Source organism: Paenibacillus sp. (assembly GCF_048976745.1).
Classification (GTDB): Bacteria; Bacillota; Bacilli; order Paenibacillales; family Paenibacillaceae; genus Paenibacillus.
On sequence record NZ_JBHGUU010000003.1, the window covers coordinates 37667 to 60212 of the forward strand.

The following is a 22546-nucleotide window of genomic DNA, read 5'->3' on the forward strand; positions in this document are numbered from 1 at the left end:
GTTTTTTTGCGCTTTATGGAATGTATTCTGCCTTCTCTGCATATAGCTGATATAAATGGGACAAAGGAGAGGGTACGGGTGAGCAATGCTAGAATGACGTTTCGCTTCGGGGATCATGAGTCGGACAAGCCTGAAAACAAGAGGATATCTGCGTCCAGTCCAGTGGTTACGTTAAGTGAAGAATTACCGCAGCATCAACCGTTAACGCCCAAACAGATGGATACGACCCCGTCATGGACGCCTGAGGATATCCCCGGAGACTGGGGAGAGACGGTGCTGACAAGCTCTACTGTACCTGAACCTGAGGAGCGGGTGAGTCATGATTCGAACTTGAACTTGGATGAGTCGCAGTATTTTGGGAACCGTTCTGGTTACGGTTATGTTAATCATTCCGATAATCCGGAGGAAGAGCGTCGTGATCTGTCCAATATACATGATGATCAAGGCCACGACTGGCTTGCAGATTCCGAGAACTATTCCTATAAACGCAATCGCCCTCCAAGGGGATGGAAAATGATTGGTTCTGTCACCGGGGCACTTGTTACCGGAGCACTTTTTGGGATGGTTATTCTCTCATTTTTTAATAAAGAAGGAGCCGTCAAGCCAGGTGATCTTCTGCCCGCTAATCAGGCAGTTTCCACTGTTACTGGTCAGGGGGGGGCTGCGGGTACAGAGCAGCAGCTACAGACAGCGGCGACTGGCGGCACGTATTATGCACTTCAATACGGCGTGTTCAGTTCTCCTGAACGAGCTGAGCAGGCCAAGCTTGAGCTGGCTCAGGCAGGTATAGCCGCAGGTACCGATCCTGAAGATGGCAATCGAGTATATGCGGGCATCTCGGCTGATCGTGAAGAGGCCAAGTTACTTAGCTCCAGGTTAAAAGCTCAGGGAGTCGAACTGTACGTCAAGGAGATCGTTAATCCTGAGATCAATCCGGCTATATTCGGTGGCAAGCAAGAGGATGTGCAGCTATTCTTCACAAACAGTTCTGCACTGATCGAACAATTGTCTACCTTGTCCATTCAGCAGTTGGGACAATCCGTACCGACAGCAGTTCCTACAGAAATGATGACTGCGATTCAGAATAAACACCAGTCATGGTTAACCGGTTTGAACAGCCTCTCTCCCGGCCTGAGTGCAGAGGTACAACCTATTGTTGGTGGAATGGAGAAATCAATGAACAGTGCAATTACGGCTATTGCAGAGTACAACAAGAACCCGGATGATGTGCACATGTGGTCCGTGCAGTCCGATCTGATGGAATATGTACTACAGCAGAAAAAATGGCTCGAAGCGATTAAGCAATAACACGCTCTTTCCCATAACAACGCTTGGAAATACCCATCCGGCAAGGAACTGGAAATAGTTCCCCTTGCCGGATTTGTGTTTGTATTGACGTACAAAACCCCGTATAATAATGTGGGTGTCAAAAAATGGCGAGGGAAGATTACCGATGAAAAAAAACTTCGGCATGTTATTGCTGTTTCTGCTGCTCGGCTGGATGGCCGGAGCGTGGATCGCCAAGGCACTGCAGCCTGTTAAGGCAGTAGCCTTTCTTACGAAAGCCACGACCATACGTTGGTCACCGCAGGCTGATCTGGATATTATCAGTTATGATATTTCACTTCAATTTCAAATGAGCCTTCTGAGTCTGATCGGTATGATTGCCGCTGTGTGGCTGTATCGCAGACTGTAGGAGAATGACGAGTTATGACGAAAAAATTAAACCAGTGACATCTACTATCGTGATCCGGACAGGATGTTGCCGTGGCATAAGGAGCCGTTCATTTTGGATAACACTCAACAGCGCCCTATTATTCTGGCCTCCACATCGCCTCGGCGCAAAGAACTGATCGCATCACTCCACCTAGCGTTTGATGTAATACCTAGTCATGCCAATGAAGATACACCACCAGAGTGGACACCTGAACAGACGGTACAGGAGCTTGCTTTACGCAAGGCACTTGCCGTGTATCGCGGGCTTGAAGGCCGTGAGCAGGAAGCCATTATTGTTGGTAGTGACACCGTTGTTGTTCTGGATGGTGAGATTCTGGGCAAACCCGTAGACGAAGCGGATGCTGAACGTATGTTATCCCGGCTGCAGGGCCGTGTACATCGGGTGTTTACGGGCGTCGCTTGTATTGATGCGGGCAATGGACAGTCGTTAGTTCATTACCGCCAGACCGATGTAACGATGAAAGAACTGTCGGATGCTACCATCCGTGCTTATGTGCAGACAGGTGAGCCTTCAGACAAGGCAGGATCGTATGCCATTCAGGGCATTGGTGCTTCACTGATCGACCGCATTGAAGGATGTTATTTTAATGTGGTTGGGTTGCCGCTATCCTTGCTAAGTGATATGTTGGACGGGTTCGGCGTACATGTGTTGCCACGAACATGAATGAAGCCAAATGTTGTGAAATGAAAAGAGGGAACATATGGAGTCGCCTCAATACATGATGCGCGACATCCCCCAGGAAGAACGCCCGAGAGAACGCATGATGGAATACGGGGCGGGCGCCTTAAGCCATGCTGAATTGCTGGCAATTTTACTTCGAACAGGCACAAGACAGGAATCGGCGGTGCATATGGCACAGCGGATTCTGACCGAGGCGGGTGGCATTCGCTCGTTAATGGATCTGAGTCTGGAAGAATTGACTGCGATGAAAGGGATCGGCAATGCCAAGGCTGTGCAACTGAAAGCTGGCATTGAGCTGGGGCATCGGATTGCTAAGAGCAGACTCACGCAGTCGACTTCAATTCGTACACCGCGTGATGCAGCAGATATCCTGATCGAACAATTACGTTATTTGCAAAAAGAACATTTTGTGTGTCTCTTTCTGAATAGCAAAAATCATATTATTGCCCAGGAAACACTCTCCATGGGCAGCCTTAACGCTTCAATTGTACATCCGCGTGAAGTGTTTCGGGCTGCCATCAAATGCAGCAGCGCATCGATTGTGTGCGCACACAACCATCCGAGCGGTGATCCTACGCCCAGTGCGGAGGATATCCAAATAACCAAGAGACTGATTGAAGCAGGCACTATCGTTGGCATTGACGTGCTTGATCATATTATTATCGGAGATGGAACGTACGTAAGTTTGAAGGAGAAGGGCTTAGTATAATATAATGGTTGGCGTTGATGTTTTCCTATGAATGTTAACGGCGTTGTCCGTAAAAGATAGGTTCACTTTACTAATGCAAAAAAACAAATGCGAATATTAGCTCCACGTGTTGCGTGGGAATGAAATTATCACGCTCTGGATCAAATAGAGCGGCTTATATGAGGCAGAAAAGGAGATTATGTTATGTTTGGTGGTTTTACGAAAGATTTGGGTATTGACTTGGGGACAGCAAATACGTTGGTTTATGTACGAGGAAAAGGAATTGTGGTGCGCGAACCTTCGGTTGTTGCTATACGGACAGATACAAAAACTATCGAGGCAGTAGGTGAAGCTGCCAAAAAAATGATTGGTCGTACACCAGGTAACATTCGTGCCATTCGTCCAATGAAAGATGGCGTTATTGCCGATTTTGATACAACGGCAACAATGATTAAATATTTCATCCGTGAGGCACAGAAACAGCGCTCCATGTTCCAACGTCATCCAAACGTGATGGTATGTGTACCATCCGGGATCACAGCAGTAGAACAACGTGCGGTTGAAGATGCAACAAAACAGGCTGGAGCACGTGAAGCCTATACCATTGAAGAGCCTTTTGCAGCTGCAATTGGTGCAGATCTGCCTGTATGGGAACCAACGGGTAGTATGGTTGTAGATATTGGTGGCGGTACAACGGAAGTGGCTGTTATCTCTCTTGGTGGTATTGTAACGAGCCGTTCGGTTCGTGTAGCAGGTGACGAGATGGATGAATCCGTTATCCAGTACATCAAACGTCAATACAATTTGATGATTGGTGAGCGTACATCGGAGCAATTGAAGATGGACATCGGATCAGCAATGCCATTGGAGCAAGTAGAAACAATGGAAATTCGTGGACGTGACCTCGTTACAGGTCTGCCGAAGACCATTACGATTACTTCGGACGAGATCAGTGAAGCGTTGGCTGATACGGTGAATGCGATTGTTGAAGCGGTAAAAGTAACACTCGAGAAATGCCCGCCTGAACTTGCCGCCGATATCATGGATCGTGGAATCGTTCTTACTGGTGGTGGCGCGCTTCTACGCAACCTGGACAAGCTTTTGGCTGGTGAAACAGGCATGCCTGTCATTGTGGCTGAGAACCCGCTGGATTGCGTAGCAATCGGAACAGGTAAAGCGCTAGAGAATATTCATTTGTTCAAAAGCAGAAGCAGTTCGGCAGTTCGTTCCAAACGTTAATTGGTATTTGCCTAACTTGGCATAGCGACTAAGTGGCAAGGTATCGTTATAGAGTACCCGGTTAACCCCGGGGATGAGCTATTACCCGCTTAACAGGGGAGGATCAGCTGATATTCTCGCAGGGACTACAGTTCTGACAGTCTCCCCGCCGGGCATGGCTCGGAAGAGAATATGGATGTTAGAGGGTGTTCGAACTGTTTAAACTGCTAGGCAACAAAAGACTTTTTGTTTTGCTGGTGGGCCTTGTTACATTTATCGCGTTAATGGGCTTTACGCTCAGTCCGCGAACCACTCTATCCTGGCCGGAGAAATTCCTGAAGGATTCAGTTGGATTTGTACAATACGTATTTTACAAGCCCGCTTCCTATGTAGCGGGCTTTTTCAAAGATGTAGCGAACATGCGTACGGTATATCAGGAGAATGAAGAGCTTCGCATCGCGATGGGTCACTATACCCGGGATCGGCTGAAGTACAATGATATGGAGCAAGTGAATGAGCAGCTTCAGAAAGCGCTCAATTTCACCGAAGAGCAGAAAAATCGGTATAATTACGGTTCACGGATTGCTCAGGTGATCAGTGCCAATTCGGATCCAAACAGCAGAACGATTAACATTGATATCGGTGAAAATGCGGGAATTAAGCCGGGGATGGCCGTGACCTCGCAGGAAGGGCTGGTCGGCGTGATTAGTCATGTCAGCTCATATACATCAACGGTTAATCTGTTAACGTCGATGGACGCCAACGATCCGACATCCAATGCTATTGCAGCAACGGCAGTAGGTAAGGAGAAAGTATTTGGTATGATTGAGAGTTATGATCCAAAGACGGGCATGCTCAAGATGACCAAAATCTCAGAAGATTCTAATATCCAGGAGGATGATGAGATCATCTCCTCCGGAATTATTAACAATTTTCCGAAGTACATGCGGATTGGGAAAGTGAAGAGTGTTGAGAAAAGTGAGTATGGTTTAACCAAAACAGCTACAATTGAGCCATACGCAAGCTTCCTTGATTGGAAAGAGCTGATTGTCATTATCCCACCTGAGGTAAAAGAATAATGGTAACGCGCAAACAAGTTTTGTTCCTGTTACTATTCGTTTTGTTCATTGCGGAAGGTACAATTTTGCCGCTGCTCATTCCTTCTGGCTGGAACATGCGTATTTCTGCCAATCTGGTCTATATCGTCATTTTGTTCATCGCTGTATACCATCATCGGCACACGGCACTAGTGCTTGGTATATTTTTTGGACTATTACATGACGTCGTATTCTATGGCGAGATGATTGGACCTTATGGATTTTCGATGGGATTATCGGCATATATGATGGGACTCATTTTTCAAGCACCGCGTGCACCACTGCCGGTTATGGTATCGGTTGTCATTTTGGGAAGTCTGCTTAATGACACCATGCTATTTTTCCTGTACAAGCTCTTCCAACTTAACCACGTGACCTTTGACTGGGCGTTGATTGAATACATGATTCCTAACTTGTTCATTCATTTTGTGTTTGCCTTGATCATATATGTCCCGCTTCGGAAACAACTGGAGCGGATCGGCAAGAGACGGAGCAAGACAGAAGAAGCTTCCTAAATACATTTATGGAACGCAAAGCAGGAACTTGGGGCCCCGGGCACGAAATGTAATGAGATGGGAGGGACAGGCTTATGACGGTAAAATCGAATCACGTAACGATTAAAGGCATCCGAGACGGCCTGGTTTTCCTGTTGGACGATCAATGTGAATTCGAGGAATTGCTCTATGAGCTCCGCTATAAGCTGGAACACAGCCATCAAAATATTTTGACCGGACCGATTGTTCATGTGGATATCAAGTTGGGTGCCCGCGAAGTGACAGAGGACCAGAAAGAAGCAATCCTTGATATATTAAAACAAAAAGGGAATCTGCTTATTCGATCCATCGACTCACCTGCACTCCAACCGGAGGTTAAAGGACCGCCGCCGATTGTAACCATGTGTGGTATGGTGCGTTCAGGTCAGGTGCTTCATCATGAAGGAAATCTCCTGTTTCTTGGGGATATCAATCCGGGGGGCACAGTGACGTGTACCGGAGATATATATGTGTTGGGTTCACTCAGAGGTATGGCTCATGCCGGAATTGGCGGGGACGAGGAAGCGATCATTGCCGCTTCGGTATTTGCACCGACGCAGCTGCGGATTGCGGATATCATCAGTCGTCCTCCCGATGAGTGGGAGAGCCGAGAGACCGGAATGGAATTTGCTTACTTACAGGACAATCAGATGCAGATAGACAAAATGAGCAATATCGTTCGGTTACGCCGAGATTTTAATGTGTTTAAAGGAGTGTAGCTCATGGGAGAGGCGATCGTGATCACTTCGGGTAAAGGCGGCGTGGGTAAAACAACCACCTCGGCAAACATCGGGACAGCGCTGGCGTTGCTCGGCAAAAAGGTTTGTCTGGTAGATACCGATATCGGCCTTCGTAATTTGGATGTCGTGATGGGACTCGAAAACCGTATTATTTACGATCTGTGCGACGTTGCGGACGGCCGCTGCCGTCTGAATCAGGCTTTGGTCAAAGACAAGCGTTTCGAAGAATTATACATGTTGCCTGCGGCGCAGACGAGAGACAAAAACTCGGTGTCACCAGAACAGGTGAAGGATATTATCCTTGAATTGAAAAAAGATTTTGAGTACGTCATTATTGATTGCCCAGCCGGGATAGAGCAGGGTTTCAAAAATGCGGTAGCAGGAGCAGATCAGGCCATCGTGGTCACTACACCGGAAAATGCTGCAGTACGTGATGCGGATCGTGTCATCGGGCTGCTGGAGAGTTCGCACATTCAATCACCGAAGCTGGTGGTGAATCGAATTCGCAATAATATGGTTAAATCGGGTGACATGTTAGATATCGATGGTATTTTACAAGTACTTAATATTGACCTGATTGGTATCGTGCCTGATGATGAACTGGTCATCAAAGCTGCCAATTCAGGAGAACCTACGGTCATGAATCCGGATTCACTTGCCGCGATTGCGTATCGGAATATCGCACGACGCATTCTGGGAGATACGGTCCCATTGATGCAGCTGGAGCAGAAAAAGGGTGCTTTTTCCCGCTTCAAAAAGTTCTTCGGCATGGGTTAACTCGTTAAACGAACTTATTCATAACCTGAATACATGACAGCCGTGGCTTATAGCCCGGCTTTTTTTGTTACCTGCTGGCAGGCTTGTTCATATTATCAACGACCTCCTCATAGGATGTAGTAAACAAGCCTCGGCGGGAGGATAATTCCATGAACACGAAACTCAGAATCAAGCAGAGACGAGAAGAACGCATTCGGCGACTGATGGATGGTGCTACTGTGGAGGTCTTACAGGAGCAAAAAGTAGGTTCACTGTTGGACAAGAATGAGATCATGCACCGGAAACCATTTACGCCTAGTGATGGGATACAAGAAAGAGATCCAGAATGGTTGTGGAAAAAAGAGAATGGCCATTACGTTCCAGGGGGGAATTCGAGATTCAACCTCTTCAAATCACTACTAAAACGGACGGTCATTAGCGCTTTGATATTTGGCGGAGTATGGGGTCTGTTTCAATTAGATACATCGTGGACGACATCACCCAAAACAGTCATTACCAATGCACTCCATCGAGATATGGATTTTGCCTCTGCATCAGCCTGGTATGAAAGACATTTTGGAGGAACACCTTCGTTTCTTCCGGTCCTTGGACATACGACGGATGCCGTGAACGGATTGAAAGTAAGGCAGTTACTTGGAAAACCAATCTCAGGCACAGTGGTTCAGCCATTTGCACTGAGCATGAAGGGAATTGAGATCGTTCCGGATGCCGCAGGTGCAGAACTTATACAGGTCGCAAGTTCTGATGCTGGGCGTGTGATGGAGGTTATCGGCGATGAAGCAAGTGGGTTCACAGTTGTCATCCAGCATACAGGCAATGTCACGGCAATATACGGTCGGCTGAACGAAAGTGAAGTGAGCGTGAATGATTGGGTGGAAGCGGGGAATCCAGTGGGGAGTCTCAAGGCTACGGGTGGTGAACAACCGGCCACGCTCTATTTTGCAGTCAAAGAGGGGGAGGAGTACGTAGACCCGGCGGAAGTTGTTGCCCTTGATTAGGGTGTGGGGAGTCCGTATTACCTTTCATCCTTTTTTTGTAATCATCATGATGGCCTCCCTTCTGACTGGACATTTTATTGAACTGATTACGTTGTTTGCCATCGTATTCATCCATGAATGTGGACATGCTGCTGCGGCGACCCTTCTGGGCTATCGTGTCTTGTCGATTCAGATGCTCCCTTTTGGAGGAGTAGCGGTTATCGAAGATGGAGGTACGATCACGGCCTACCGGGAGATCATGATTGCTCTGGCAGGTCCATTACAAAATATGCTGATGGTGGGTGTGGTTTGGCTACTGCAGTATGGCAACCTGGGCGATCCGGTTTTTCTTAACTACATTATTCAGGGGAATTTGCTCATTGCCCTTTTTAATCTGCTGCCCGTACTTCCTCTGGACGGAGGTAAAATTGTGCAGGCGCTTGTCAGTCTGTGGGCACCCTACTATACAACATTAATGTGGACTTACAAAATTAGCATCCTGTGTAGTGCAGGGGTTATTTTGTATGCTATCAGCCGATGGTTTACTGGAGACTACGGCTTACCGTTAAACATTCTGTTAATCGGCCTTTTTTTGTTCTATTCCAACCTGACGGATTACCGAAATGTGCCTTATCGCTTTATTCGTTTCCTCATGAATCGAGAGGGTGCGTTTGCTCGTCACGCGGCTACTGGCAGTTTGGCGCAGCCAATAATCTCATTTCCAGCGAAACCTTTGGACACTATTTTGCGTCTATTAAAGAGAGAAAGATACCATATGGTATACGTGATGAACAGACAGGGACGAATAATGGCAGTATTGCCTGAGCAACGCATTATCGGTTCCTATTTTCAACAAAATAGCGATAAATTGTAGTGTTCTGGTGGACCTGTTCGGAAATGGGTTAATACATGTACAATGAAAATTGTAAAGAGAGCTGAAATGGATGTGGATGAATTGAATTGTCTTCTAGAGGTGAAGCCATGAAACAAATGATCGTACATAATGAACATAACCTCATGCAAATGGCGCTTCTGGAAGAAGGCAAAGCTGTGGAATTTACGGCGGAGCGTACACGTGAGCGTGGACTGCTGGGTTCCTTTTTCAAGGGACGGGTAGTTAATGTGTTACCGGGTATGCAGGCTGCTTTTGTGGATATCGGTCAGAAAAAGAATGCGTTTCTGTATGTGGATGATGTGTTACATCCCCATCTGGAGAAACAGCCCAAGGTGAAGCCTTCCATCTCGGAGTTGCTTCGTCCGGGTCAGGAGATCATTGTTCAGGTTCTTAAGGAACCGGTAGGAGGCAAGGGAGCCCGGGTGACGACTCATTATTCACTTCCGGGCCGCTGGCTTGTCTACATGCCTATTGCCGACTATGTAGCAGTATCCAAGAAAATTGCCCGTGAGGGGGATCGTTCCCGCCTTAAGGCACTTGGAGAGCAACTGAGGCGAGATGAAGAGGGGCTTATTATTCGAACCGTATCTGGAGAAGAGCAGCATGCAGCCATTCAGGCTGACTTGGAAACATTACGCGCACAGTGGTACATGATTCGTGAAAAAGCGGACAGCTTGCCTTCGCCAAGTCTCTTGCATCGGGATCATAGTATGGTACAGCGAATCATCAGAGATGTGTACACGCCTGGCAGTGATGAGGTCATCACCGATAGTGAAGCACAAGCCCGTGAGGTAAAGGCCTTACTGGAAGAGATGAGTCCCGGTCATCAACCCAAAGTACAGGTGTATCGGGGAACAGAATCCATCTTTGCTGCCTATGGTGTGCAGGAACAGTTGAACAAGGACTTTGCCCGTAAAGTGTGGCTGCCCGGTGGCGGTTATATTGTCATTGACCATACCGAAGCTCTGACGGTAGTGGATGTGAACACAGGCAAATATACAGGAGCTGGCGGTAACAGTCTGGAAGAGACCGTGACGGAGACCAACATGCAGGCAGCAGTGGAGATTGCTCGTCTGATGCGCCTGCGGGATATCGGTGGCATGATTATCGTCGACTTCATTGATATGGAGGAAGCATCGAATCGGCATGAAGTTGCGTCAACTTTGGAAGGTGAGCTCAAGAAGGATCGAACCAAAGCGTTTGTAATGGGTTGGACCAAGCTGGGTTTGCTCGAACTTACTCGTAAGAAAGTGCGTGAAGAGAGTACGTTGCCCTATGTGGAGCCGTGTTCTTCCTGTCATGGAACGGGAAAAAGATATATTTCACCTTTGCATTGATTTTTGATATATTGCATGATATAATCTTCAAGTATGTGTTTAGCCTATTGGTCTTGCACATGCTGTAACCGCACTGGCCGGGTATAAGAACAGTTCCGCAAGGAGGCTGTCACCTGAGAACGGGCGAGTCTGAGACATGAGGAGGTGCAAGGCAAATGTACGCAATTATTGAAACAGGCGGCAAACAGTACAAAGTCCAAGAGGGCGATGTTCTGTTCATCGAGAAATTGACTGCGAACGATGGCGAAAGCGTAACGTTCGACCGTGTCCTGGCTGTATCTAACGATCAAGGTTTGACAGCAGGTACACCGTTGGTTTCCGGAGCTACTGTAACGGCTAAAGTGGAGAAACATGGCAAAGGACAAAAGGTTATCGTATACAAATACAAACCTAAAAAGAACTACCATGTGAAGCAAGGTCACCGTCAACCGTACACTAAAGTAACTATCGAAACAATCAAAGCGTAAAGAAGGTGCGATAAGTGATTATCGTTCAAATCTTTCGTGATGAGGACGGGAACATCGAACGCTTTTCCATTGAAGGGCATGCTAATTTTGCCAAGCGGGGAGAAGACATCGTATGTGCCGGGGTATCCGCTGTTACAGTGGGTACGGTGAACTCGATTGAAACATTGACCGGTGTCGAAATGGATGCCAAGATGAAGAATGGCTTTTTAAGTGGTTCTTTACCTTTGTTAGAGAGAGGGGAAACTTGGTCCCAGGTACAATTGTTACTCGAATCCATGGTGGTTATGCTCTCTAATATTGCAGAGTCATACGGGAAGTATATTAAAATACAGCAATTCAAATAAGCAAAGAAGGAGGACAACCAATCATGTTGAAATTAAATCTTCAGTTATTCGCATCGAAAAAAGGTGTAGGTTCCACGAAGAACGGACGTGACAGTAATGCTCAACGTCTGGGTGTTAAACGTGCTGATGGTCAAACTGTAACTGGTGGTAGCATTCTCGTTCGCCAACGCGGAACGAAAATTCACCCAGGAACTAACGTTGGCATCGGTAAAGATGACACTTTGTTCGCGAAAATCGACGGCGTTGTAAAATTCGAACGTTGGGGACGCGATCGCAAAAAAGTAAGCATCTATCCTGTTAATGTTGCTCCTGTAGCAGCGGCAGTAGAAGCGTAATATCGGCATTCCGCCTAAGGAGCCTTCGGCATTTTTGCCGAAGGTTTTTTGTATTCAACGGTTATTCGATAATGAACTGGCAGAAAAGACATGTTATACTTGGTTATGGTGGGTGTAGACCAACCGAGTTTTGTAGAACGGGGAGAAGCCATGAAATCTTGGAAAAGAGTGCCGTGGATTGCGGCATGTTCACTTCTGATTCCTTTGGTTTTCGTTATGTTGTATCCGGCGATGATCTCAAGCGTCGTATGCGCATTGTGGTCCGTCGCAGTATTGTTTATTTCTGTAAATGCGATGAAGAAACAGGCGGAGGCGGAACGCAGAACTATCATACAATCCATGGAAAAGACAGCAATTGCTTCATTAAATCATCATCGACACGACTGGATGAACGACCTTCAGGTGTTATATGGATATCTTCGGCTGGGCAAACTTGATAAATCCTTGCAATGTGTGGAAAGAATAAAAGAGCGGGTTACGGAAGAGAGTCGAATCTCCAGATTGGGTATTCCCTCCCTCGTATTTTATCTTCAATCTTTTCGGGCCAGTGGAATGGCGCTGGAATTGCATGTGGAAATAGAAGATGAGTTACAGCTTAGTGCTCTGGTCTCTCCCGAGGATGGCGAGTCACTTACCGGGGCGATTGCGGATGCAATCAGGGCCTATCAATATGGCGGCGGCCGGTCTTCTTGGGGAGAGGTTCGCAAACTGACCTTGAACTTCGGACAGGATCATGGAGATGTGGTTGTCCGACTGGATGGGGATCAAACACCCGATCCGGAAACACTGCGGCAGCTTACTGCCGTACTCAAAGGAAAAAAAGTCAGAACGGAGCAGTTTCCGTCTGAGGACACGTTTATACAATTCAGAATGCCGTGTGGAATATAGGAAGAAGGGGTTAACCAATGTTTGTAGATAAAGCGAAGATTTATGTAAAAGCCGGAGACGGAGGGGACGGTATTATTTCGTTCCGTCGTGAGAAGTATGTACCAAACGGCGGACCTGCCGGGGGCGATGGAGGCAGAGGAGCTGACATCATTTTCCGCGTGGATGAAGGTTTACGGACGTTGATGGATTTCCGTTACCAGCGTCACTTCAAGGCACCGCGTGGTGAAAAGGGACGTAATAAAAGTCAGCATGGTGCAAACGCTGAGAACATGATTGTGCGCATTCCACCAGGAACTGTCATTTTGGATGAAGACAGTGGAGAAGTACTGGCAGATATGACGCGTCACGGTCAGCAGGTTGTTATTGCTCGTGGTGGTCGGGGCGGACGGGGCAACATCCGGTTTGCCACGCCGAACAACCCTGCGCCTGAACTTGCTGAGAACGGTGAAGAAGGACAAGAGCGTTACATCGTGCTCGAATTGAAAGTTATGGCGGATGTAGGTTTGGTTGGTTTCCCGAGTGTCGGGAAATCCACATTGCTTTCTGTCGTTTCGTCAGCCAAGCCAAAGATTGGTGCATACCATTTCACAACGATTACACCGAATCTGGGTGTAGTTGGTGTAGGCGAAGGTCGTAGCTTCGTTATGGCCGATTTGCCTGGTCTGATTGAAGGCGCACATGAAGGAATCGGACTGGGACATGAGTTTTTACGTCATGTCGAGCGTACCCGTATTATCATTCATGTGGTGGACATGTCGGGTTCAGAAGGGCGCGATCCATTTGAAGACTGGCAGAAAATCAATGATGAACTGAAACTGTACAATCCGCTTCTGGCTGAGAGACCGCAGGTTGTGGCAGCCAATAAAATGGATATGCCGGACTCCGAAGCAAACCTGGAGCAATTTTTGCAGCAAGTTCGTGAGGTGCAACCTGATATTGAAGTGATGCCTATTTCATCTCTGACTCGTAAAGGGATTCAAGAGCTCTTGTATCGTGCCGCTGATCTGCTGGATCAGATTCCGGATGAGCCAGTGGTTGAAGAGGTAGCGGACGTATCTGAACGTAAAGTGTACAGCTTGGACAAAAAAGAGGACGATGGTTTCCGTATTGTGCGTGAGAATGAAATATTCGTTGTTGAAAGTGCCAAGATTGATCGCATGATGAAACGGATGCAATTGAATTCGCATGAAGCTATTTTGAAACTCGCACGTACACTGCGTTATATGGGTGTGGACGCTGAGTTGCGTAAGCGCGGAGCTGTTGAAGGCACCATCGTGCGTATTGGAGACTTTGAATTCGAATTTGTGGAAGGCAGCAGTTACTACTAAGTAGCTGTCTTTCATGGAGAGACATATCGATATAACAACGCAGAGAAGTGGGAAGTTGACCCGCAACTCTGCGTTTTTTTGCTTTTTCCTGACATGGGAGAGGAATAAACTTGTATACTGTGAGGAACGTATTTCAAAAATAGGCGTGTCATGTATTGCCCTTTTGTCATAGATCCTATATAATGTCCACTATATGAATACATGAGTCTTTGAGGAGAGGACGTTCTGTGAACGAACGCTATTACTTAGTACGGGAAGATATTTTACCAGAGGCTGTGGTGAAGACCATGCAGGTCAAAGAATTACTGGCTTCTGGTGATGTTAAAACAGTGCATGAGGCGGTTGAACAGGTCGGATTAAGTCGGAGTGCCTTTTACAAGTACAAGGATGGAATTCATCTAATCAATCAGCTTGAGCGCGAGAGAATTGTAACGATCTCCATAGATCTGGAGCATCAGTCAGGGATCTTGTCTCGTGTGCTTGGACATGTCGCTGGTTATGGAGCCAATGTGCTCACGATTAATCAGAGTATCCCGCTTCAGGGAAGAGCCAATGTTGTCATTTCAGTGGAAACGACACATCTTCATGGTGAAATTGGTGAAATGCTGGATCGAATGCAAGATATGCCTGGCGTAAGACGCACGCGTATTGTAGGCCAAGGTTAATTGGGCTTTAACATACAGGACTGACAGACAAGAATAGACATTAGGGGGTAGATCGTTAGTGAAGCCAGTAAAAGTCGGATTGTTGGGTCTGGGAACTGTCGGAACGGGAGTCGTTCGCATTTTGGAAGGGAATCAGGAGGATCTGAGCAGTCAGGTTGGATCGCCGATTGTCATTGAGAAGATCGCAGTCAAAAATACAGAGAAAGACCGTGTTATTGCTGTAGACCGTGCCAAGCTCACTGAAGATCCTTGGGAAGTCATTCGTCATCCAGATATTGATGTCATCGTTGAAGTCATGGGCGGCATTGATCAGACGAAGGAGTATATTCTTGAAGCGTTGGAGCGTGGAAAGCATATCGTAACAGCGAACAAAGATCTCATGGCACTACATGGTACAGAGATTTTGGCGAAGGCGCAGGAAAAGCAATGTGATGTGTTCTATGAGGCGAGTGTTGCGGGAGGGATTCCAATCATTCGTACGTTAATTGAAGGTTTCTCTTCTGACCGAATTACCCGCATTATGGGGATTGTGAACGGAACAACGAACTTTATTCTGACCAAAATGAGTCAGGAAGGTGCATCCTATGAAGAAGTCCTGACGGAAGCACAGGCGCTGGGATACGCTGAATCGGATCCAACCTCGGATGTGGAAGGACTTGATGCAGCTCGCAAAATGGCAATCTTGAGTACACTCGGTTTCCGCACCAATGTGGAGTTGAAGGATGTAACTGTTAAAGGGATATCCTCCGTAACCCGTGAAGACATAACGTATGCCAGAAGACTGGGCTATGAGATGAAATTACTTGGTATTGCGGACAGGATTGACGATGAGATCACGATTAGTGTACAACCGACTATGGTTAGACAGAATCATCCAATTGCTTCAGTCAACGGTGTGTTCAACGCAGTATATGTACACGGTGAAGCTGTAGGGGAGACCATGTTCTACGGTGCGGGTGCGGGAGAACTGCCAACGGCAACTTCTGTTGTAGCTGACATTGTGGCGGTTACCAAAAACCTCAAACTTGGCGTGAACGGTCTCAAAGCCATTGTGCCATATAAGACGAAGCGACTGCAAAGCGACGAGCAAATCGTGTCGAAAAACTTTATTTTACTACACGTGGACGACAAAGCCGGTGTATTGGCACAGATCACACAAATTTTCGCAGAATACGATGTCAGTCTGGCCTCGGTTGTTCAACAGCCGAATGAGCACAACCCGGATGCCGAGATCATTATCGTTACGCATAATGCAAGTAAGGCAAGCATGGATAAAGTGTTAAAACATTTTGAATCACTCAGCGTCATTCGCCGCATTAAGAGTGTATACCGGGTCGAAGGATAATTTTCCATATCCCATACTGCATCTCAATTATTTCAGTTATAGTACAAGTTCATTATATCGGTATCATCAGGTCATCATATCAGATTACTAAAACATAAAGGAGTTTACCCACAATGAGATATCAAGGACTTTTGCAAACGTACAGAGAGCACCTTCCAGTTAATGAAAATACACCCCTGCTTACGCTTCAGGAAGGAAATACACCGTTGATTCATGCAGAGAATCTGTCTGAAGAGCTCGGCTTAAATGTATACTTCAAATATGAAGGTTTGAACCCTACGGGATCTTTCAAAGACCGCGGTATGGTTATGGCTGTTGCTAAAGCGATGGAAGAGGGCAGCCGTACGATCATGTGTGCATCCACAGGTAATACGTCAGCAGCTGCAGCGGCCTACGCCGCACGTGGTGGCCTCAATTGTATCGTGCTGATCCCGAATAACAATATTGCACTGGGTAAACTTGCCCAAGCCATGATCTATGGTGCCAAAGTGATTGCGATCAATGGTAACTTTGACCGTGCACTGGAGATTGTGCGTGAGATCACAGCCAAACATCCGATCACGCTTGTAAACTCTGTGAATCCGTTCCGGATTGAAGGACAGAAGACAGCGGCGTTTGAAGTAATTGAACAACTTGGCGAAGCACCTGACGTTCTGGCTATTCCAGTCGGTAATGCGGGAAATATCTCGGCGTATTGGAAAGGATTCAAAGAATATAAAGAGGCAGGTAAATCCAGCACACTGCCACGCATGGTTGGTTTCGAAGCTGAAGGTGCGATGGCCATTGTCAAAGGTGAACCGATCCTTGAACCTGAAACGGTAGCAACAGCGATCCGAATCGGTAATCCGGCGAGCTGGAAAACGGCAGTAGCGGCAGCTGAGGAATCTGGCGGACAGATTAACTATGTAACGGATGAACAAATCCTGACAGCGTATCGTACGCTTGCTTCTAGGGAAGGAATTTTTGCTGAACCTGCTTCTGCGGCCTCTCTTGCCGGTGTATACAAACTGAAGAGTGAAGGGTACTTTAAAGGCGGAGAGACTGTAGTTTGTGTACTGACAGGCAATGGACTCAAAGATCCTAATATTGCGATCAAAACAGTAGCGACTGAGCCGCTTGTTGTTGAAGATACAGAAGAAGCAGTCATGGCAGCCATTGCACAACTGGAGCAGCAATCTGTATGAGTTTGCGTGAAAAGGTAACCGTAAAAATACCTGCAAGCACAGCCAATCTCGGTCCAGGGTTTGATACCCTGGGGATGGCATTGTCTCTGTATGCCTGGTTGGAATTGAAGCCTGCCGAGCAGACGACATTTCATCTTCACGGCGAACATCTGACAGGCCTGCCTAAGGATAAATCGAATCTGATCTATGAAGTCGCACAGATGGTATTTGATGAAGCTGGGGTATCTGTACCTGAGTTGGAGATTTCCATGTATTCCGATATTCCGCTTACGCGGGGACTCGGGAGCAGTGCATCCGCCATCATTGGTGCGCTAGCGGCAGCAAATGCATTAATCGGCGCCCCTTTATCCGATGCGAAACTTCTGGATATGGCCACATCCCTGGAGAAACATCCTGATAATGTGGGAGCATCTCTATATGGCGGTATTATTACAGCTGCATGGAATGGTCAGAAGGTAGATCATATACGTATTGAACCACACCAGGATTTACAGGCTTTGGTTATTGTACCTGAATTCCAGCTGTCTACTTCAAAAGCAAGAAATGTGATTCCTGAGCAATTTGGCATGTCTGATGTTGTGCATAACATTAGCAGATCCTCATTGCTCGTTGCCGCGTTGGCGAGTGGGCGATTGGATATGATTCAGAAGGCGATGTCAGATCGAATTCATCAACCGTATCGGGCAACATTGGTGCCGGGCATGGCTGAGATATTGGAACATGCTGTCGAACATGGAGCACTGGGAGCTGCCCTCAGCGGAGCTGGACCGACCGTATTGACTTTGGTGGATCGTCATGACACCCGAAAAACAAATTTGGAACAATATTTGCTGGACACGATGGAGCGGGAGGGCATATCTGCTTCTGCACTGTGGCTCGATCCGGATTTGGACGGTGTAACCGTACTGCCTGATCAAGAAGAACGTCCTTTTCTGGACAGAATCAAAGGGGAAGTTAAAGCATGAAACGAATTGCAGTATTACCTGAAGGCTCAGTTTCTCATGAGGCGATTGATTTCCTGTTTAACAGTGAACCGTTAGATTTGCAACACTTTAAGCTGATTTCGGATGTTTTTCGAGCAACAGATAGTGGAAAAACACAATACAGTGTCATTCCGATGGAAAATACAATTGAAGGCTCCGTTAGCCTTCATATGGACTGGCTTGTGAATGAAGTGGACATTCCAATGCAAGCGGAGTGGGTATACCCATCCATCCAGAATGTTATTGGACATGGGTCTGAATTTAGGACGGAGAGCGGCGAATATGATTTCGGTAAAATTACCAAGATCATGTCTCACCCTGTGGCTATCCCGCAGTGTCAGAACTTTATTCGGCTGCATTCACCTGAGGCGAACCTTGAAGGTGTGAACAGTACAGCCGAAGCTGTAGAAATTGTGAAAAAAAATCCGGGTAAGGGCTGGGTAGCCATCGGTACCAAGCTTGCCGCTCAGAAGCATGGTCTGGACATTATGGCTGAACGGGTTACAGATCATGACAACAACTATACCCGTTTTGTGCTCATCGGCCATGAACCTGTGGACATTCCTCGTGAACCGGATCATGTAAAAACCAGCTTGCTGGTGACGTTACCAGAAGATGCACCGGGAGCGTTGCATCAGGTATTGTCGGCATTTGCCTGGCGGAAGCTGAATTTGACCCGGCTTGAATCTCGTCCAACGAAGAAACAATTGGGCAGTTACTATTTCTACATTGACGTTGTGGAAACGGTGGATTCGGTATTGCTCACCGCCGCCATGGGAGAGATTGAGGCGTTGAATTGTCAGGTGCGCGTACTTGGTAGCTATCCTTGTTATACATATCCTTCGAGGTAATCGACCTTTATGCTGGTTGTGAATGTTAGAAGGTTGTCATAATTCTGGGTAGAATGAACAAGTAAGAGCTTGTCATTTGGTATACAATGGACGGGTTAATAACGTTTCGGAGTATAGGGAATGGATATTTTATGGAGGTGCAGTCATCGGTGGCAGAACAATGGATCTATTTGGATGGTCAGTATGTGACCAAAGAGAACGCAACGGTTTCAGTATATGATCATGGATTTTTGTATGGAGACGGGATTTTCGAAGGTATTCGGATCTATAACGGAAATATTTTCAGATGTAAGGCCCACTTGGATCGTTTGTATGATTCGGCCAAATCCATCAGTTTGAACATCCCGCTGTCCATGGATGAGATGCTGGAAGTGATGGCTGAAACGGTGCGACGCAATGATATGCGTAATGGTTATATTCGTCTTATTGTATCGCGTGGCCCTGGTAATCTGGGGTTGGACCCGCTTCGTTGCCCCAAGGCATCCGTAATTATCATTGTGGAGCAATTGGCGATCTATCCAGAGGAAGCGTATCTTACTGGATTGAAAGCAGTGTCTGTATCCCAACGCCGGAATATTCCAGACGCCTTGAATCCAAAAATTAAATCATTGAACTATCTGAATAACATCCTGGTTAAAATCCAGTCTAACTATTCAGGTGCCGGAGAAGCGATTATGTTGAATTCCCAAGGTTACGTTACTGAGGGTTCAAGTGATAACATCTTCATCATCAAAAATGGTGTAGTGTACACGCCGCCTTGTTATCTCGGAGCACTTGAAGGGATTACACGTCAAGCCATTATCGATCTATGTGGCGAACTGGAGCTTGAATTAAAAGAAGTGCCATTCACCCTGCATGATGTGTATATCGCAGACGAAGTCTTTTTCACCGGGACAGCTGCCGAAGTTATCGCTGCATATGAAGTGGATGGAAGAACAATTGGTACGGGTGTAGCAGGTCCTGTAACGCTGAGACTGCTGGAAGCATTCCGTCAGATTGTTGACAAAGATGGTTATAAAGTGTGGGAATCTTAAGTTAGAATTGCATAGCGTAGGGAACAGGAAATCCTCCTTGTCCGTTAAAATTCAGCATACCTGGTGTATGGGGATTTTAGCGACAGGAGGATTTTTTTTGTTTAGTTGATGTCATTAGCCCGGTTTCTGCATAGGATGTAGTAACGGTATGGGCGGATGTACTGCCCAAGTATGACGTCTAGGAGGTTAGTTCCCTGTGAAAATACACATGGTGAAAAAAGGCGACACATTATATCTGCTGTCCCAAAAATACAATGTTGCGCTGGACAAATTGATCGCGGCTAATCCGCAAATCACAAATCCCGACAAGCTGGATATTGGCATGAAGGTCAAAATCCCTGCAGAGCCAGTAACACCGAAGCCGGAGGGTGTACTGCACAGTCACAAGGTTCAGCAAGGAGATTCGTTATGGAAGTTGGCACAAGCCTGGGGAGTTCCTTTAAAAGATATGATCAATGCCAATCCACAGTTGAAAAATCCGAATGCTCTTCTGGTGGGGGAAACGGTCTACATTCCCTCGATGCATGCACAAGGAAACACGACGACGTCTAATTCAGGTGCCAGCAATATGGCTGCAAATGAAAAATTGTCACCTGAGGGGAAGGAATACACGGGAGTCAAAGAACCGGAACCGCCGGCTCCAGTTACACCAGCTCCTCCTGCTCCGGTATCAGAGGTTCCAGTCCCAGTCCCTACTCCACCACCAGCTACTCCAGAAAAGACGAATGTGAAGCCTGAACTGGAGGTACTGCCGCAGTTGCCAGAGCTTCCTGAAGTGAAACCCGAAAAGGAACATAAAAAGGAAACACACAAAAAGGAAGAGGTTAAACCCGAAGTTCATGTAAAACCGGTAGCAGAATCCAAGAAATACACAATGCCTAATCTTTCGCCTGAAATTATGCCTTTGCCTGTAATGCCTAATACAAAGTCTCCCACTGAGGTTGCACCCGCAACGAAAAAGCCTTGTGGTTGTGGTAACAAGTTGCATCATGCGCCAGCGGAACATCCTTATGGTCAAATCCCGGTTCCTGTGCAAGAAGTGTATGGTGTTCAACAAGACATGTACACGGCAGGAGCGAGTAACAATATGCCGTTTCCAGGGATTTCGGAAATTAGTCCTTACAGCGGCACTGAAATGACTAATAGTCCGTGGACGGGTGTGGAGCAGAACTATAACCACAATAACGTTATGCCAAATCTGTCGGCAGAAATGCAAAACAACTCATTTCCGATTGCGCCAGCTGGCGAAGTAAATAGTCCATTTCCAACGTATGCAGCACCTAGTCATATGAATCATCAGCCACCTTTCATATCTCCATACTCAATGCTTCCGTATCCTCCATGCGGATGTGGCTCACATACACATGTCCCACAGTATACTTATCCTTCTCATGGTTATCAGGATCCGGCTTGGAATATGTATGGTCCTTCGTACGGTATGCCGCCTGAAATGTCCACATCTACGATGCCAAATCAGCCTATTGAGTATGCCTATCAGAATCCGTACCCTACTCAGAACATGGTTCCGCCGTCCCCGCTTGGAGCGTTTGGTGAAATGTATCCTCCTCAAGGGCAAGGCACGGGTGGCAAAAAGGGGGGGCGTGAAGACGCTAACTTAAGTCAGGTAGCAAATGAAGAAGTTGGATCAGATTCGCAGGCGAAGTCCAAGCAAGCGGGGAATAAGCAAGCATCCACAAAACGCAGAACAAGCAAGGCTCCTCTGAAGAACAAATCCAAGGTATCCGTGTCCGGGAAAACATCCAGAGAGGGTGTAGCTACGTCCAACCAACGGAAATCAAATAAAAAGCGTCGCAATCCATGGATACAAAACTAACCAAAGAAATGCGATTGATGAATAAGTAAGGTACCTGTTATATCAGTGGGAAGCTAACTCTGAAATAGAGAGCTGGCTTCCCGCTAACTTGAGTAAACATTGAGTTTGGCATAACGGAGATATAATTGTTCAGGAACTGATAGAAAGCATTTTTTTAAGAAGTTATTGTAAACCCTTTCATAAATGTGTTAAAATATTTGTACCCTATGAGCATGATCTAATATTATAGGACAAGATAGGGACGGATATGATAGCTATAGTTAATGCAAAACTACTAAAGAAAAGAAATGAAAAAAACTGTTGCATTAGAATCAGCCGTATGATATATTATTTAAGTCGCCGCTGAAACACAGTGCTGACACGGGAAACACAAGTAATAACGAAATAAGTTTGATCTTTGAAAACTGAACAACGAGTGAGTTAACATTCTGCTTGCAGAATGAACGCGAAAGTTTGAAACAAGCCTTGGCTTGAATCGGCTGGAGCACAAAATGAGATTTTTAATCTCGTCAGATTCAAAATGAGCTTATCGCTCTTTTCAATACTTTATTGGAGAGTTTGATCCTGGCTCAGGACGAACGCTGGCGGCATGCCTAATACATGCAAG

24 protein-coding genes, 1 rRNA gene and 1 other annotated feature are annotated in these 22546 nt (G+C 46.6%); all 25 genes read left to right on the top strand.

Features of this window, described 5'->3' with window-relative positions; translation table 11 throughout:
• The first annotated feature begins 78 nt into the window (after positions 1-78).
• Complete coding sequence (locus ACE3K2_RS00770) at positions 79-1308, top strand: SPOR domain-containing protein (protein ID WP_421885613.1); 1230 nt, start codon at positions 79-81, stop codon at positions 1306-1308.
• 145 nt (positions 1309-1453) lie between these two features.
• Positions 1454-1696: a DUF4321 domain-containing protein gene (locus ACE3K2_RS00775; RefSeq protein WP_047841183.1), complete on the top strand. Its 243-nt coding sequence runs from the start codon at positions 1454-1456 to the stop codon at positions 1694-1696.
• A 93-nt stretch (positions 1697-1789) separates the two neighbouring features.
• A complete protein-coding gene (locus ACE3K2_RS00780; protein ID WP_091037560.1) occupies positions 1790-2401 on the top strand; it encodes a Maf family protein in 612 nt (203 codons plus the stop codon).
• Positions 2402-2438: 37 nt separating this feature from the next.
• Positions 2439-3128 (top strand): RadC family protein, encoded by a 690-nt coding sequence (gene radC / locus ACE3K2_RS00785; protein ID WP_421885618.1) that lies wholly within the window; start codon positions 2439-2441, stop codon positions 3126-3128.
• A 183-nt stretch (positions 3129-3311) separates the two neighbouring features.
• Positions 3312-4346, top strand: coding sequence for a rod shape-determining protein (locus ACE3K2_RS00790; RefSeq protein WP_063568116.1), 1035 nt, complete (start codon positions 3312-3314; stop codon positions 4344-4346).
• 185 nt (positions 4347-4531) lie between these two features.
• Positions 4532-5404, top strand: coding sequence for a rod shape-determining protein MreC (mreC, locus tag ACE3K2_RS00795; RefSeq protein ID WP_421885621.1), 873 nt, complete (start codon positions 4532-4534; stop codon positions 5402-5404).
• Complete coding sequence (gene mreD, locus ACE3K2_RS00800) at positions 5404-5937, top strand: rod shape-determining protein MreD (protein WP_421885624.1); 534 nt, start codon at positions 5404-5406, stop codon at positions 5935-5937. Before mreC ends, mreD begins: the two co-directional genes overlap by 1 nt.
• Before the next feature lie 74 nt (positions 5938-6011).
• Positions 6012-6674, top strand: a complete 663-nt coding sequence (gene minC, locus ACE3K2_RS00805) for a septum site-determining protein MinC (RefSeq protein WP_017692615.1) — start codon at positions 6012-6014, stop codon at positions 6672-6674.
• 3 nt (positions 6675-6677) lie between these two features.
• Positions 6678-7472: a septum site-determining protein MinD gene (gene minD / locus ACE3K2_RS00810; RefSeq protein WP_024633965.1), complete on the top strand. Its 795-nt coding sequence runs from the start codon at positions 6678-6680 to the stop codon at positions 7470-7472.
• Between the two features lie 149 nt (positions 7473-7621).
• Positions 7622-8470, top strand: coding sequence for a peptidoglycan DD-metalloendopeptidase family protein (locus ACE3K2_RS00815; protein WP_421885628.1), 849 nt, complete (start codon positions 7622-7624; stop codon positions 8468-8470).
• On the top strand, positions 8463-9323 hold the full coding sequence (locus ACE3K2_RS00820; protein ID WP_421885632.1) for a M50 family metallopeptidase: 861 nt from the start codon (positions 8463-8465) through the stop codon (positions 9321-9323). The genes ACE3K2_RS00815 and ACE3K2_RS00820 overlap by 8 nt, the downstream gene beginning before the upstream one ends.
• 107 nt (positions 9324-9430) lie before the next feature.
• Entirely contained in the window at positions 9431-10681 is a 1251-nt protein-coding gene (locus ACE3K2_RS00825; RefSeq protein WP_421885635.1) for an Rne/Rng family ribonuclease, read from the top strand.
• Positions 10682-10737: 56 nt separating this feature from the next.
• Positions 10738-10822, top strand: a sequence feature (ribosomal protein L21 leader region).
• A gap of 14 nt (positions 10823-10836) precedes the next feature.
• The gene (gene rplU, locus ACE3K2_RS00830) at positions 10837-11148 is read left to right on the top strand and encodes a 50S ribosomal protein L21 (RefSeq protein ID WP_342570894.1); all 312 of its coding nucleotides are present in this window, start codon (positions 10837-10839) and stop codon (positions 11146-11148) included.
• A gap of 14 nt (positions 11149-11162) precedes the next feature.
• Positions 11163-11492: a ribosomal-processing cysteine protease Prp gene (locus tag ACE3K2_RS00835; protein WP_036605912.1), complete on the top strand. Its 330-nt coding sequence runs from the start codon at positions 11163-11165 to the stop codon at positions 11490-11492.
• Between the two features lie 23 nt (positions 11493-11515).
• The gene (gene rpmA, locus ACE3K2_RS00840) at positions 11516-11827 is read left to right on the top strand and encodes a 50S ribosomal protein L27 (protein ID WP_017692622.1); all 312 of its coding nucleotides are present in this window, start codon (positions 11516-11518) and stop codon (positions 11825-11827) included.
• 150 nt (positions 11828-11977) lie between these two features.
• Positions 11978-12715, top strand: a complete 738-nt coding sequence (locus tag ACE3K2_RS00845) for a Spo0B domain-containing protein (protein WP_421885639.1) — start codon at positions 11978-11980, stop codon at positions 12713-12715.
• Positions 12716-12732: 17 nt separating this feature from the next.
• Positions 12733-14043 (top strand): GTPase ObgE, encoded by a 1311-nt coding sequence (obgE, locus tag ACE3K2_RS00850; RefSeq protein ID WP_421885642.1) that lies wholly within the window; start codon positions 12733-12735, stop codon positions 14041-14043.
• Positions 14044-14270: 227 nt separating this feature from the next.
• A complete protein-coding gene (locus ACE3K2_RS00855) occupies positions 14271-14708 on the top strand; it encodes an ACT domain-containing protein (protein ID WP_017692625.1) in 438 nt (145 codons plus the stop codon).
• Positions 14709-14766: 58 nt separating this feature from the next.
• A complete protein-coding gene (locus tag ACE3K2_RS00860) occupies positions 14767-16053 on the top strand; it encodes a homoserine dehydrogenase (RefSeq protein ID WP_421885645.1) in 1287 nt (428 codons plus the stop codon).
• Between the two features lie 113 nt (positions 16054-16166).
• Positions 16167-17237, top strand: coding sequence for a threonine synthase (gene thrC, locus ACE3K2_RS00865; protein ID WP_036673546.1), 1071 nt, complete (start codon positions 16167-16169; stop codon positions 17235-17237).
• Entirely contained in the window at positions 17234-18202 is a 969-nt protein-coding gene (thrB, locus tag ACE3K2_RS00870; protein ID WP_421885647.1) for a homoserine kinase, read from the top strand. Before thrC ends, thrB begins: the two co-directional genes overlap by 4 nt.
• On the top strand, positions 18199-19071 hold the full coding sequence (gene pheA / locus ACE3K2_RS00875) for a prephenate dehydratase (RefSeq protein ID WP_421885649.1): 873 nt from the start codon (positions 18199-18201) through the stop codon (positions 19069-19071). Before thrB ends, pheA begins: the two co-directional genes overlap by 4 nt.
• Before the next feature lie 149 nt (positions 19072-19220).
• The gene (ilvE, locus tag ACE3K2_RS00880; protein ID WP_421885651.1) at positions 19221-20105 is read left to right on the top strand and encodes a branched-chain-amino-acid transaminase; all 885 of its coding nucleotides are present in this window, start codon (positions 19221-19223) and stop codon (positions 20103-20105) included.
• 196 nt (positions 20106-20301) lie between these two features.
• Complete coding sequence (locus ACE3K2_RS00885) at positions 20302-21939, top strand: LysM peptidoglycan-binding domain-containing protein (RefSeq protein ID WP_421885653.1); 1638 nt, start codon at positions 20302-20304, stop codon at positions 21937-21939.
• Between the two features lie 546 nt (positions 21940-22485).
• Positions 22486-22546, top strand: a 16S ribosomal RNA gene (locus tag ACE3K2_RS00890); the annotation flags it as partial.